The organism is Phenylobacterium sp. SCN 70-31 (assembly GCF_001724605.1).
GTDB lineage: Bacteria > Pseudomonadota > Alphaproteobacteria > Caulobacterales > Caulobacteraceae > Phenylobacterium.
The window spans coordinates 1-13,156 of sequence record NZ_MEEX01000023.1 but is presented as its reverse complement, the minus strand read 5'-3'; the positions used below and the strand labels follow the sequence as shown (position 1 = coordinate 13,156).

General features: G+C 71.9%; 13 protein-coding genes and 1 pseudogene. 6 read left to right on the top strand and 8 right to left on the bottom strand.

Annotated elements, in window-relative coordinates:
* Positions 1-27 precede the first annotated feature (27 nt).
* A pseudogene (gene rplU, locus ABS78_RS16335) lies at positions 28-540 on the bottom strand (50S ribosomal protein L21); the annotation flags it as partial.
* 174 nt (positions 541-714) lie between these two features.
* Here rplU and ABS78_RS16330 point away from each other — a divergent pair.
* Complete coding sequence (locus tag ABS78_RS16330; RefSeq protein WP_293381605.1) at positions 715-1,308, top strand: hypothetical protein; 594 nt, start codon at positions 715-717, stop codon at positions 1,306-1,308.
* Here the strand turns inward: ABS78_RS16330 and ABS78_RS16325 are convergent.
* From ABS78_RS16325 to ABS78_RS16315, 3 genes are all read right to left on the bottom strand, one after another.
* The gene (locus tag ABS78_RS16325) at positions 1,250-2,020 is read right to left on the bottom strand and encodes a type I restriction enzyme HsdR N-terminal domain-containing protein (RefSeq protein WP_293381602.1); all 771 of its coding nucleotides are present in this window, start codon (positions 2,018-2,020) and stop codon (positions 1,250-1,252) included. The two genes, ABS78_RS16330 and ABS78_RS16325, sit on opposite strands and share 59 nt — an antisense overlap.
* 269 nt (positions 2,021-2,289) lie before the next feature.
* Positions 2,290-3,486, bottom strand: coding sequence for a GGDEF domain-containing protein (locus tag ABS78_RS16320; RefSeq protein ID WP_293381599.1), 1,197 nt, complete (start codon positions 3,484-3,486; stop codon positions 2,290-2,292).
* A gap of 89 nt (positions 3,487-3,575) precedes the next feature.
* A complete protein-coding gene (locus tag ABS78_RS16315; protein ID WP_293381596.1) occupies positions 3,576-4,544 on the bottom strand; it encodes a hypothetical protein in 969 nt (322 codons plus the stop codon).
* 161 nt (positions 4,545-4,705) lie between these two features.
* Between ABS78_RS16315 and ABS78_RS16310 the strand changes: the two genes are divergently transcribed.
* The gene (locus tag ABS78_RS16310) at positions 4,706-5,707 is read left to right on the top strand and encodes a hypothetical protein (protein ID WP_293381593.1); all 1,002 of its coding nucleotides are present in this window, start codon (positions 4,706-4,708) and stop codon (positions 5,705-5,707) included.
* Here ABS78_RS16310 and ABS78_RS16305 read toward each other — a convergent pair.
* On the bottom strand, positions 5,661-6,878 hold the full coding sequence (locus ABS78_RS16305; RefSeq protein WP_293381590.1) for a phage tail sheath subtilisin-like domain-containing protein: 1,218 nt from the start codon (positions 6,876-6,878) through the stop codon (positions 5,661-5,663). The genes ABS78_RS16310 and ABS78_RS16305 overlap by 47 nt on opposite strands.
* A 114-nt stretch (positions 6,879-6,992) precedes the next feature.
* Between ABS78_RS16305 and ABS78_RS16300 the strand changes: the two genes are divergently transcribed.
* Positions 6,993-7,724 (top strand): SDR family oxidoreductase, encoded by a 732-nt coding sequence (locus tag ABS78_RS16300; RefSeq protein ID WP_293381587.1) that lies wholly within the window; start codon positions 6,993-6,995, stop codon positions 7,722-7,724.
* Positions 7,725-7,742: 18 nt separating this feature from the next.
* Here ABS78_RS16300 and ABS78_RS16295 read toward each other — a convergent pair whose 3' ends face one another.
* A complete protein-coding gene (locus tag ABS78_RS16295; protein WP_293381584.1) occupies positions 7,743-8,291 on the bottom strand; it encodes an OsmC family protein in 549 nt (182 codons plus the stop codon).
* A gap of 191 nt (positions 8,292-8,482) precedes the next feature.
* On the opposite strand from ABS78_RS16295, the gene ABS78_RS16290 reads away from it, so the two are divergent.
* Positions 8,483-8,941 carry an excalibur calcium-binding domain-containing protein gene (locus ABS78_RS16290; RefSeq protein ID WP_293381581.1) on the top strand — a complete coding sequence of 153 codons (459 nt, stop codon included), beginning with the start codon at positions 8,483-8,485 and terminating at the stop codon, positions 8,939-8,941.
* Between the two features lie 124 nt (positions 8,942-9,065).
* Here the strand turns inward: ABS78_RS16290 and ABS78_RS16285 are convergent, their stop codons facing one another.
* Complete coding sequence (locus ABS78_RS16285) at positions 9,066-9,407, bottom strand: hypothetical protein (RefSeq protein WP_293381578.1); 342 nt, start codon at positions 9,405-9,407, stop codon at positions 9,066-9,068.
* Positions 9,408-9,727: 320 nt separating this feature from the next.
* Here ABS78_RS16285 and ABS78_RS16280 point away from each other — a divergent pair, with 320 nt between their 5' ends.
* Both ABS78_RS16280 and ABS78_RS16275 read left to right on the top strand, forming a co-directional pair.
* Positions 9,728-11,686, top strand: coding sequence for a penicillin-binding protein 1A (locus tag ABS78_RS16280; protein WP_293381575.1), 1,959 nt, complete (start codon positions 9,728-9,730; stop codon positions 11,684-11,686).
* On the top strand, positions 11,686-12,405 hold the full coding sequence (locus ABS78_RS16275; RefSeq protein ID WP_293381572.1) for an alpha/beta hydrolase: 720 nt from the start codon (positions 11,686-11,688) through the stop codon (positions 12,403-12,405). The genes ABS78_RS16280 and ABS78_RS16275 overlap by 1 nt, the downstream gene beginning before the upstream one ends.
* 108 nt (positions 12,406-12,513) lie before the next feature.
* Here ABS78_RS16275 and ABS78_RS16270 read toward each other — a convergent pair.
* Positions 12,514-13,156 (bottom strand): SprT family zinc-dependent metalloprotease (locus ABS78_RS16270; RefSeq protein WP_293381569.1); only part of this gene is annotated, 643 nt, incomplete at its 5' end.

Below are 13,156 nucleotides of genomic sequence, written 5' to 3'. Positions count from 1 at the left end.
CTTGGCCTCGGCGTCCGCCGGGGGGGCGGCTTCCGGAGCGTCGGCCTTGGCGGCGGCCTTCTTCGGCGCGGCCTTGGCCTTGGGGGCCGGCGCCGCTTCCGCGGCGGCCTCGGCCTTCAGGGCCTTCTTGGACTTGTTGAGGGTGGCGAAGTCCAGGCCACGGGCGCGGGCGTCGAGCTCGGCCTTGGTGGTCAGGTCGACCTTGCCGTCCCACTTGGTCTCCTTGCCGTCGGCGGTGATGCCGATGACGCGCAGGACCGTCTCGTGCTGGCGGTGGCCGCGGGTGCGGCGATAGCCCTGGCGACGGATCTTCTTGAAGATCTTCACCTTGTCGCCCTTGCGGGTCTCGATCAGGGTCGCGGCCACCGAGGCGCCGGCCACGGTCGGGGCGCCCACGGTGACGGCCTCGCCGTCGCCCAGCATCAGAACTTCGCCGAACGCGACATCCGCGCCGGGTTCGCCATCGAGCTTTTCGACCACCAGCAGGTCGCCGGGCTGGACCCGGTACTGCTTGCCGCCGGTCTTGATCACCGCGTACATCGTTCGCGCCTTTGTATTTCTTCTTGATTGAAAGCGTGTTCGCGCCCCCGGGACGGGCCCGGGGACGAGGAGGCGCGGTTATACAGAGGGCGGGGGCGGAGTCAACGGCGGGGGCGTCGACATGCCCGATGGGCGGGGGCTCTGGCGACGCTTCCCGATACCGGAGAGAAATGCATGAGCAAGTCGATGATCCCGGCGGCGGCTGATGTCGTCTCGGACGTCAGCGCCCGCGCCTTCGGTCGACCGCTCGTCAGCAACCATCTGCGTTCGATGGTGGTGGAGACGATCATGGCGCTGTCGCTACCTGCTGGGTGGACCTGCTGCGGCGAGGACTGGGCCGGGTGGGACCTCTCGCACGACGACGGAACCCGCCTGGAGGTGAAGCAGTCCGCGGCCCGGCAGACCTGGCCGGCGCCGCGTCGTCCGGCGCAACCGACCTTCGACATCCGCGAGCGAACCGGGTGGTGGGAAGGTGCGACATGGTTTCGGGGCGTCGGACGGCACGCGCATATCTACGTCTTCGCCTACCACCCGGTGACAGACGACACCGCCGATCACCGCGATCCCGGGCAATGGCGGTTCTTCGTCGTGCGCACGGAGGACCTGCCGTCGGGCAAGAGCCTGTCGCTCGCGCGGCTCAAGGCGGACGCACAGCCTCTCGATCTCGCAGGCGCGGTGGCGGCTGTCGAAGCGCTCAGGGAGGAGCGGGCTAGGCGGCTTCGGCCGCCTTCTTCGCCGCTCGCTGAAGGCGCTGTTCGGCTTTCCTGATCCGCACTTTGGCGTCGTCGGCCTTGTCGCCGTCCACGACCTCGCGCTTGAGGACGGTATTCACCAGCAGGTCCGAAATGTCGCCGTTATCCACGCGGAGGTCGGGGAAGAGGCGGCGCAACTCCCTGCGCACCGAATTGAGCAGGGGTTCGGAGAGAAGAAGCTGGGCGATGGAGAACTGATTCACCACCTGCTGATGCTGGTGATAGGCGTTGATTGCGTCCACCGGCAGGCCTTCGCGCGCGAGTAGGAAGAGGCGTTCGAGGTCCGCCTGGGATCGGGGGCTCATGTCGGGAAGGTTGAAGCGGGTGATCTCGTCCCATGAGATGGGTTGTTCAAAGAGGACTTTGTAGAATCGCCATTCGAAGCCGTTGGTCAGGATGATCCACTCGATACCCTTGTGGGCGCCGTAGTTGACGGCTTGCCGCAAGTGATTGTCGTTGAGCGTACTGCCGGCGCTCTTCACTTCGATGAGAAAACGAACCTTGCCTTCGATCTGAATCGCCAGATCGCAGTAGGTGCCGCGAATCTGATGTTCGCTGGTGAGTTCGGTGTATTTATCGTAGCCGAACACGTCGGCGAGGACATCTTTGACCACGGTAACGGTGTCGGCCTCGGACACGTCGCGCGAACGGTGCGAGGTCACGATTCCCTGATAGCGCTTCAGCGTCGCCAGGACGCGGTCGCAGTATTTCTTCGGTAGTTTGGCCATCTTCTCCCCCCTTGCATGATAACTGGCAGCGTTCTCTCGGCAGAGCTTAACGTCAAGGTTGTTGGGCGGCCTCACTTTGCGGCGAGGAACGCCGAGATTGTGGCGCGGGCGGCCGAGGGCGATCTGCCTGATCTCCCCCGTACAGCCCAGTCCTCGGTCTCTTGCGCCCCCTCCGTCGCCCCGGACCTTGTCCGGGGCGCCACCTCCCCCGCTTGCGGGGGAGGACCGTGCGGGTTTCGCCTGTCGCGGTCGCCCGGGCGCGTCGCGTCTCAGCCGACGAGGCGGATCGCGGCGGGGGGCGGGGCGTCGGGGGCGAGGCAGATGCGGTCGCGGCCGGCGTGCTTGGCGTCGTAGGTGGCCTGGTCGGCGCGGCGCAGCAGGTCGGAGAGGCTTTCGCCGGGGCGGAGCTGGGCGACGCCGGCGCTGACGGTCATGGCGGGCAGGCCCTCGCCCAGATCCCCGCCGCCCAGACCCCCACCGCCCAAGCCGAGGGCGGTGCGGATGCGGACGCCCTCGGCGGCGAGCCAGGCGGTTCCGGCGGTGGCGCCCTCGATCAGCATGGCGAACTCCTCGCCGCCCTGGCGGGCGGTGATGGCGGCGCCGGGGGCGGTGTCGCGCAGGACGGCCGCGAAGCCGGCGATCACCGCGTCGCCCGTGGCGTGGCCGAAGGTGTCGTTGACGCGCTTGAAGTGGTCGAGGTCGAAGAGGGCCACCGCCATCGGCAGGCCCGTGCGCCGGGCGCGGGCCAGCGCGGCCTCGGCCCGGCGGTCGAACCCGCGGCGGTTGGCGAGGCCCGACAGGGGGTCGGTTTCGGAGGCGAGCTGGGACTCGGTGATCGCCTTCTGGGCCACGATCAGCAGCAGCAGGAGGCCGGCGGCCACCAGCAGGATGCCCGAGCTGGACTGGGAGATCATGGCGTAGGTGGTCTTGGTGTAGTCGGCGAACGTTCGGCCCGAGCCGAAGGTCATGGCCGCGAACGGCTTGAGCAGGAAGTGGGCCGAGACCACGACGAAGACGGCGGCCAGCGCCAGGTGCAGGGGGCCGCGCCGGTCGATGGCGAGCGTCGTCCGGGCCGCCAGGAGCGAGGCCAGGACGTAGGCCGACTGATACGCGAAGCCATAGGCGGCCGTGTCGCGCTCGTGCTCCCAGATCCAGGCGCGGACGCCCAGGCCGTAGACCAGGATCGCGAGGATGGCGGCCCAGGGCGGCCGGCGGCGATGGAAGATGGCGAGGCTGGCGGAAATGGAGAGCGAGGCCAGCAGGAAGGCCGAGTAGCTGAGCACCTCGCCCAGCTCGGAGGCGCCGAGGACGGGGCCCAGGATGTCGCTGACCGGCGCCAGCATGCCGATCAGGTAGCTGAGGGCGAACCAGAGGGCCGCGCGCTGGGAGGCGTTGGCGGCGGCGATGATCGCGTAGCCGGCGGCGAACAGGCTGCCCACCACCAGCACGACTTCGACGCCGGTCATGGATTTCCCCCTATGCGTGTATCTCTTGTTATTCACGCGCATGACGACCATTGCGGCGATGGCGTGAACGGGCCGTAAAGGGCCGGCGCCTACCGCCGGCGCTGGCCGGGGTGAGGGGTGTTCTGGCCGAGGCGCTTCAGGCGGACGCGGGCGGCCTTTCGGGCGCCGGGGTCGAGGGCGTGTTCGGCGAGGGTTTGGGCCTCGTCGAGGAGGCGCTCGTCGCGCAGGCGGGACGCGCGGGCGACGGCCGTGGCGAAGTCGGGATGGGCGCCGACCCAGGCGTAGAGCGTCGTGCGGCCGGGCATGTCCGGCCGCCGGCCCAGGCTGTGGAGCGAGGCGCCGTCCAGGATCGCCCGGACGACGTCGGCGACGACCCGGGGCGAGCAGGCGGCGCGGGCGCGGGCGGCGCCCCGGGCCCGACGGCCGTGGGCCAGGGCCAGCCGGACGGCGCCGTCGAAGCCCTCGACCTCGCGGCGCCAGCGGCGCAGGGCCTTCATCGTGGGCATGTCGGGGCGGCGGGTCAGCTCGGGCAGGGTGGCGCCGCGGATCAGGGCCAGGATCACCCGGTCGGACGCCGCCTCGCCGTGGGTCATGCGCGAGCGGCGGCGGCGGGCCGGCCGGTCGTCGGCGCGGCCCGGATCGTGGACGAGGCCGAGGCGACGGCGCTCGCCGTCGGCCAGGGCCTTGGCTTCGGAGAAGGCGGCGGCGAAGTCGGGCCGGGCGGCCTTCCAGGCGTCGAGCCGGCGGCGATGGGGCATGTCGGGCCGGCGCAGCAGCCAGGCGACCGGCCGGCCTTCGCGCACGTGGGCGAGGAAGGCCGCGGCCACATGGGCGTCGAACGGGAAGCGCGGCCGTTCGGCGGCGACCTCGCGGGAGTCGGCCAGCGCCTGGGCGAAGGCCGGGTCGTCGCGCGCCCATTTGCGGAGGGTGGGGCGCGAGGGCATGTCGGGCAGGGCGGCGACGTCGTCGAGGCTCTCCCCCGCGGCCAGGGCGCCGACGACGCGGGGCTTGAGGCGGGCGATGTCGGCCGGCGTATAGGGCGCTCTGGAGGCGGGCATCGGGCCAGACTGGCGCCGGCCTGCGTCAGAAGCGGACGTGGGGAGGCTCGAAGCGGGGTCGCCGATCTGTGGGGGTCGTGCGCCGGCGCCCCCCGATCGGGGGAAGGCGCCGGACCTCGCCGGTGGTCATAGAGCCGTCAGCAGCATGGGGGCTGAACATCATGAACACGAAACATATGTGGGGCGCCGTCGTCCCGGCGGCCGTTGCGGCGGCTCTTCTCGTCGTGGCGCCGGCGGCGGCGCAGGCGAGCTTCCCGGTGAAGCTGTCGGGCTTCTCGGGCCAGAATCTCCGGGGCGGGCCGGTGGCCGTGCCCAGCTACCAGATCGCCTTCTTCACCCAGCAGCAGGGGACCGCCTCGGGCGGCGTGCTGGCCAAGTCGCGCCTGACCACGACCCTGACGGGGATCAGCGCCGAGACCATGCGGGGCCTGGCCGACGAGGCCTATGCCGACCTGGTGGCGCAGCTCACCGCGGCGGGCGTGCCGATGGTCGCGGAGGCCGAGACCCAGGCGGCGCTGGCGGCCTCGGGCGCCGAACTCACGCCCGGCAACGCCGAGGTCACCCGGATCGGCGCGGGCGTCACCATCGGCGCGGGCGTGAAGAAGGCCTATGCGGCGTATGGCGCGCAGCGGGCGCCGATGATCAAGGGCCTGCACGCGCCGGGGAACGCCACCGGGTTCGCCGGCATGGGCGCGCTGGCGGTGCAGGGCCGGCTGGGGACCGTGGCGCGGTCGCAGCAATCCATCCTGGTGGCCCCCTCGCTGGTGATCGACTTCGCCAGGACCGATGCGGCCACGGGGCGCGACCTCATGGGCCGCGCGAGCGCGAGCGTGTCGAACAAGCTGCAGTTCGGCCTGATGGGCGTGAGCATGGCCGCCCTGTCGACCAGCATGAACAACGGCCGGGCCTCGACGCCGGGCATGATGCGGATGACGAAGGACCTGACCACGCCGGCGCCGTTCGGAACCCTGGCCACGGGCGAGGGCGCGGTGCGGGCGCTGTCGGTGACCAGCGTCGCCAGCCCCTACTACATCGACCAGGACACGGCCCGCGGCGACGCGGTGATCGTGGACCCGGCGGCCTGGACCGCGCTGGTCCGGGACGCCTATCGCGCCTTCAACGCCGCCGTGGTCCTGGAGATCCGGAAGGCGCAGGGTCTGTAGGCGGGGGGTCTGTAGGCGGGGGCGGCCGTCCCGGCGGGGCGGCGTCGGCGGCGATCCGCAGGATCAGGAACTCGGCCGGCGTCATCACGGCGAGGCCTACGAGCAGGACCAGCCGGCCGGCGGCGATGTCGGCGGCGGTCATGGTGTCGGAGCCGCAGCGGACGAAGAACGCCTCCTTCGGCGCCGCGCCGCGCAGGGCCCCGGCGCGCCAGAGTTCGAACAGGAAGTCCGTGGTCATGGCGGAGACGTTGGACCACAGTCGCGGCGCATTGGGCTCGACGGCGGCCCAGGCGAGGCTTCGGGCCAGCGACGTCTCCACATGGGCGACCAGGCGGTGGACGTTGACGTACTTGAACTCGGGGTCTGAACCGAGCGTGCGGGCGCCGAAGATGCGGATGCCGCGGCCCGACAGGCGCCGGATGCAGTTCACGCCCAGCGGATTCAGCACGTCCTGCTCGCCGGCGCGGACCTCGGCCTGGAGGCCCGTGACGCCCTTGGCGACGCGGTTGGCCGGCGCGACCCACAGCCCGCGCTCGACGTCGGTGGCGGCGTAGGCCCCGCAGACGAAGCCCGACGGCGGCAGGGCCAGCCGGCCGGGAGCGGCGTCGATCTCGACCCACGGGTAGTAGAGCGCGGCGCGACGGCTGTCGTAGGGCGCGCGGAACGCGCGGACCTGGGCGATCGAGAGGCCCGGCGGCGGGTCGAGGACGGCGAAGCGATGGCGGGCCGCGCCCTCGGCGTGGGCGATCAGGGCGGCGGCGATCCGATGCGGCGCATCGCCGGGCCCCGCCGCCGCGGCGGGCGCGGCGACCAGCTCGATGTCGGGCTGGGCGTCGAGGCGGGCCAGCGCCCGTTCGCAGGCCTCGACGGACGTGTCGCCGGCGTCGATGGGGGCCACGTGCAGCCGGCCGCCGCCGTTGTCGAAGAACGCGCGGGCGGCGTGGGCGAGATAGTTGACGATCGGCCCATCCGGCCCGGCGAGGTCGCCCAGCCCGCCATAGCAGCGCTCGAACGCCTGGAACGACCGCAGCGCGGGGAGGGCCGCAGGATCGTCGGGCGCCGCGAGGGTGGGCCCGACGAAGGCGGCCACGCCGCTGGGCGCGGGGGTGACCGCCTTTGCGCGGAAGGAGGTCTCTTCGGTGAAGACGCCCGGGGTGCGGTAGGTCGGCATGACCGGGCGATGTTGGGCGGCCGGCGGCGGCGGGGCAAGCCCGACGCGGCTTGACTCTCCCTGCGTCGGCGGCGCGGCGTTGGGGCAAGGCGACGGATGGCGCGGGAGGCGGCGATGGCGTTGGACGGCAAGCGGGTGCTGGTGATCGGCGGGGGATCGGGGATCGGCTACGCCGTGGCCGAGGCGGCCCTGAAGGACGGGGCGCAGGTGACCGTGGCGTCCAGCCATGCGGACAAGGTGCGCGACGCCGCCGGTCGGCTGGGCGGGGGCGCACAGGCGGCCGCGCTGGACGTCACCGACGAGGCGGCGGTGGCGGCCTTCTTCGCGGACCGGGCCGCGGGCTTCGACCATATCGCGTTCACGGCGGGGGACTGGGGCGGTCCGCGGCGCGGACCTCTGGCGGACCTGGACCTCGCTGCGGCGGCCACCCTGTTCCGCGTGCGTTTCTGGGGGGCGCTGGCGGTGGCCAAGTACGCCGCGCCGAGCCTGCCGCCGGGGGGCTCGCTTACCCTGACTGACGGGATGATCGCGCAGCGCCCGACCAAGGGCTCGGCGGTCTCGACGGCGATGGCGGGCGCGGTCGAGCACCTGACGCGCGGCCTGGCGGTGGAACTGGCGCCGGTGCGGGTGAACTGCGTCTGTCCGGGGCTGATCCGGACGGGCGTCTGGGACCGGATTCCCGAGGGCGATCGCCAGGCCGAATTCTCGCGCCTGACGTCGCACCAGCTCCTGCCGCGGATCGGCGAGCCCGGCGAGGCGGCCGAGGCGTACCTCTATCTGATGCGCGCCGGCTACACGACGGGGCAGGTGCTCTACGTCGAGGGCGGCAGCGCCCTCGGGCGGTGACGAGCCGCGGAGGGCCTGTCAGTCGCAGCAGGCCTCGTCCATGTCGCGCCGGTGGTCGTCGCCCGAGGCCGCAAAACCGGCGACCTCGAAGCCCGCCGCCTCGAAGACCTGCGGCGCCGGGATGTGCAGCGACGGCGGCTGGGCGGCGATGGTGATGATCTCGGCGCCGCGCTCCAGGCTGCGGTGGACGGGGCAGCGTTCGGCGATCTCGAGGAGCCGGGCGCGCTGGCCCGCGTCGAGGGGGCCCACCAGGGTGATCTCGCGGGCGAAGCGGTCCCGGCCGTCGAGCCCGCTGCGGGCGTGCAGCACGCGGGCGGTGGCGGTCTCCAGCGGCCAGCCCTTGCGCTCGGCGTAGAGGCGCATGGTCATGACCGTGCAGGCGCCGAGGGCGGAAGCCAGGAGATCGTAGGGGTTGGGGCCGGAACCCAGGCCGCCCACCTCGACCGGCTCGTCGGCGACGAAGGTGGCGCCCGCGGCCTGGATCGCCACCTGGAAGCGGCCCACGCCGGTCTCGGAGACGACGACGGCGTCGGGATCGTGGTCGGACTCGAGGGGCTCGGGCGGCATCGACGGCGTCTCGCTCGGGGTGGGATCGGACGCCGATCAGGGCCGATTTCGCCGCCGATGGCCAGAGGCGTGGCCGGGATGGCGTCCATGAGGTCGGGGTCGATGGCGAAAAAGCAACCTAAGGACGATAAAAGATCAGATTAACCCCATGTGTTGAGTATCGGTTAGGGGCGCGGCGCGGAGCCTGGGGCATGACCCGCGTTCCGCAGATCGAACGCCCCCTGGACGGACCCGGCGCCGCGGCGCGGTTGTCGCGTCTGAACCACCGGCTTCGCCTGGCGGGGACGTGGGAGCGCCGCAACCGCCTGGCGCGGGCGGGCAAGGCGCTGCTGGCGGCCTACTGGATCGGGTGCCTGGCCGTCATCGGTCTGGGCCTCGACCGGCTCTATCCCGGGTGGCGTGGGGGATCGCCGGCCGTGGGGCCGGCGCGTGCGGCCTCGCTCGCCGTCGCCGAGAGCCCCGATCCGGCGTGGTCGCCGCCCCTGCGGGCCCGCACAGCGCCGGCTGGGCCTTTTCCGAACTGCGCGGCGGCCCATGCCGCGGGAGTCTACGATATTCCCCTCGGATCGCCCGCCTACAGGCCGCAGCAGGATGGCGATGGGGACGGCTTCGCCTGCGAACCGCCGCCCGGCGGACGCCGGGGTTTCTGAGGCTGTCTGTGGGCCGCCAGCATGGCTGGCGGCGCCCCCCCTAGAACAAAAAATGGGCCGCCAGCTATGCTGGCGGCCCAGGCGTGACAGAAGCTCGACAGAGCTGCTGGGAGACTTGTGAGGCCTATTGAGCGGCCAGGGTCGCGCCGCCGTTCGCCTTGGCGATGGCCTTGGCGTTGCAGGCGGCCAGCTTGTCCTCGGCGAGAGCCTTGCGGCCTTCGAACGAGGCGACCACGCCGACCTTGTCGGCGACGGTCTTGCAGGTGGCGGTGGCGAAGGTCTGCGAGGTCGGCGCCGCGGCGATGCAGGTGTCGCCTTCGCAGTTGAACATGGCGCCGCCGGCGATGAACTTGGTCTTCTCGGCGACCGGGGCGGACAGCTTGGCGGTGATCGCGTCGGCGGCGAAGGCCTGGCCGGCGGTGAGCGTGGCGAGGGCGGCGCAGGCCGCAAGGATTTGGAGCTTCATCGAGCCCTCCAGCGTTCGGGGAGATGTCGGCGTCAAGAATTTGAGTACCGGCCCCGCCCGCTGCGTCGGGTCGCCTCGGGTTATCCCCTCCCTTGGCGCGCTGCGAACTGAGCAATGCTAAGATAACGGTGTTAAGATCGAGGGCGCAACCGCAAAATAGCGCATGCTGCTATGCAGAAATGCAGAGCTGTGCGGCGAAGACCGCGGCGCGGGCGTCGGATGCCCCGGCCGTTCATGTCCCGTCAACCCTGTTTGGGGTTCGTTAGGGTTTTGTTATAGGCCGCGCGGGCGGCGGCAGAACGACAGGACCACGGTTCTTCATGGCCAACACGAAGTCGCCCGATGGCGACCGACCCCGACGCTCGTTCCTGCAGCGCCTCGCCTACTGGACCCTGGTTCTGGGCGTCTGGGGAATCATCTTCCTCGTCGCGTTCTTCGCGGTGTTCGCGGTCGACCTGCCCGACACCTCGAAGCTGTTCGAGGTGAAGCGCCAGCCCTCGGTCTCCTACCTGGATCGCTCGGGCGCGCTGATCGCGGTGCGCGGGAGCCAGTACGCGCCGCCGGTCGACCTGGACAAGCTGCCCGAACACGTGCCCGAGGCGTTCATCGCCATCGAGGACCGCTGGTACTACTGGCACTTCGGCTTCAATCCCTGGGGGATCGTCCGCAGCCAGATCTACAACATGCGCAACCAGGACGACGGCGGGCCCCTGCGCGGCGGGTCGACCATCACCCAGCAGCTTGCGCGGAACCTGTTCCTGACCCCCAACCAGAACTATCGCCGCAAGGCGCAGGAGCTGATCCTGGCCGTCTGGCTGGAGGCGCGCTTCTCGAAGAAGCAGATCCTCGAACTGTATCTGAACCGGGTCTACTTCGGCGCCGGCGCCTACGGCATCGAGGCCGCCTCCCAGCGCTATTTCGGCAAGCCCGCGGCCGAACTGACCCTGGGCGAGAGCGCCCTGCTGGCCGGACTGATGAAGGGCCCGTCGCGCTATTCGCCCATGGCCTCGGCCGACCGCGCCGCCCGGCGCGCGACGCTGGTGCTGGACGCCATGGAAGAGGCGGGCTTCATCACCGCGCAGGAGCGCGCCGAGGCCATCAAGAACAAGGTCAGGGTCAATCCGGTGCTGGCGAACCAGCGGGCGCAGTACTTCGTCGACTGGGTGGACGACGAGGTCCGGTCCCTGGTGGGCGAACCGACCGAAGACCTGGTGGTGGAGACGACGCTGGACCTGCCGCTGCAGGCCGGGGCCGAGCGGGCGCTGCAGGCCGGTGTCGCCGCCGCCAAGGATCAGGGCGTGCAGCAGGGGGCGCTGGTCTCGATCGACGGCGAGGGCCGGGTGCGGGCCTATGTGGGCGGGGTGAACTACCTCCAGAGCCAGTACGACCGGGCGACGATGGCCAAGCGGCAGGCGGGCTCGGCCTTCAAGCCCTTCGTCTATCTGACGGCGATGGAGCTGGGGCGGACCCCCTACACCCCCGTGGTGGACGAGCCGGTGAAGATCGGGACCTGGGAGCCGCGCAACTATACGGGCCAGTACCTGGGGCCGATCACCATCTCGACAGCCCTGGCGCAGTCGGTGAACACCGTGGCCGCGCGGCTGGCCAACGAGGTGGGCACCGCGAACGTGGCCGCGACGGCGCGCCGGCTGGGGATCACCTCGCCGATCCAGCTCGATCCCTCCATGGCGCTGGGCGCGGTGGAGGTGAGCCCGCTGGAGATGGCTCAGGCCTATGCGCCCTTCTCGAACGGCGGGTTCCTGGCCCGCGGCTACGGGATCGAGCGTATCCGCACCGCCAGCGGCCGGATGCTGTACGACCACGGCATGGCGCCGCCGCCCCGCGCCCAGGTCGTCCCGCAGCCGGCGCTGGCCTACACCGTGGACATGATGCGCGGGGTGGTGACCCACGGCACGGGAACCCGGGCGCGGGTTCCCGGCTACGACCTCGCCGGCAAGACCGGCACCACCAGCGACTATCGCGACGCCTGGTTCGTCGGGTTCACGGGCGGCTTCGTGACGGCCGTATGGGTCGGCAAGGACGACAACACGCCCATGCGCCGGGTGACGGGCGGCAACGTGCCGGCGGGCGTCTGGCGCGACTACATGACCGCCGCCCTGCCACGGTTGAAAGTGGCGCCGATCCCGGGCGGCCTGCCGCCTCCGCCGCCCGAGGAGGCGCAAGGGCCGATCGACCAGATCCTGGACGGCGTGACCGACTTCCTGCGCGGCGGCTCGCCGCCGCCCGAACGCGCGCGGACGCAGGAACCCGTCTACTGATGCCGACCGGCCCCGAGGCCCTGATCGAGGCGCCGACCCCGTTCGGACCCGTCTGGTTCCGGACGCACGACACGGGACGGCCCGTCCTGCTGTTCATCAGCGGCGCCTTCGCGCCCGACGACAACGCCGCCAACCTGCAGGACCTGATCACCGGCGCGGACGTCTGGCGCGCGCACCTGCCCGGGAATCACGCGCCGCGTCTGATCGGCGAGAGCCTCGGGCTGTTCGTCGCCGCCTTCGACACGGCGGTTCGAGCCGCGCTGGGCGACCGCCCCGTCGTGGCCACCGGAAACTCCACCGGCGCGTTGGTGGCCCTGGGGCTCAAGGCGCCCAACATCCGGCGGCTGGTCCTGATCGAGCCGCCGCTGCGCATCACGCCGGGCGGACCCTTCGAGGCGATGCGCCGCGATCCGCGCTTCAACCAGGACGCCTTCATCGACAACATCTTCGGCGTCGGCCCGCAGGAGAGCACGCCGCGGGACTATTCCCATCTGCTGGCGAGGCTGGGCCCCCCGGCGCACGTCCTGATCGGGGGCGAGCCGGAGGCCGGCGCGGAGGCCGGTCCGAGCGTCGTGGACGACCTGACCCGAGCGGAACTCCAGGCTCATCCTCGCGTGCGGTTGTACATGGTGCGGGGGGCGGGACATCAGGTGCTGCCGCATGCGCCGCAGACCGTGGCGGACGTCATGAACCGGGCGTGCCGCGAGGCCTTTGGATGAGCCGGGTCTTCTGACCGTCGCCCTGGTCTTCCGACAGGCGCCGCGGGCGCCGGCTCCCTTCGCTTCGATCGCCGTGTCGCCCCGGCGTCCGGCTCGCCGGCAAGCGCTTCAGCACCCGAAGGCGTGAAGGCGGGCCCCTTCGGCGCGAAGCCAGTCGCGGTGGCGGCGCTCGTCGCCAACCAGGGCGCGGACGTGAGCCCAGAAGCGTGGGCCGTGGTTCAGCTCGAGCAGATGGGCGCACTCGTGGGCGGCCACGTAGTCCGCCACCTCGAACGGGGCGAGCGCCAGGCGCCAGGAGTAGCGGACGACGCCCGGGGCGCCGCGAACGCCGGGGCGGCAGGAGCCCCAGCGGCTCTTCGCGTCGGCGACGCTGACCTTCGGCATCGGGGCGCCCAGGCGGGCGGCGTAATAGGCGGTGCGGGCGCTCAGCACCTCCAGCGCCTTGCGCTTCAGCACGAGGATCACGGCGCGGGCGTAGCCTTCGCCCTCGCCCATCGCGGCGATGCGGGGCGTGGAGCCGTCGGCGGGCTCGATCCAGCGCGCGCGCCCGGCGCCCGCCTCCAGACGTACGGGGCGCCCGAACACCTCGATCAGCAGGCCGGGCGCGAGGGGCGCGGCGTCGGGCAGCTCGGCCAGCCGCTCGGCGATCCATCCGGCCCGCTGGCGGGCGAAGGCCGCGGCCTCGGGCAGCCGGCGGATCGAGGGGGCGGTGGCCACGATCTCGCGGCGGGTCCGGTCCAGGCGCAGCGAG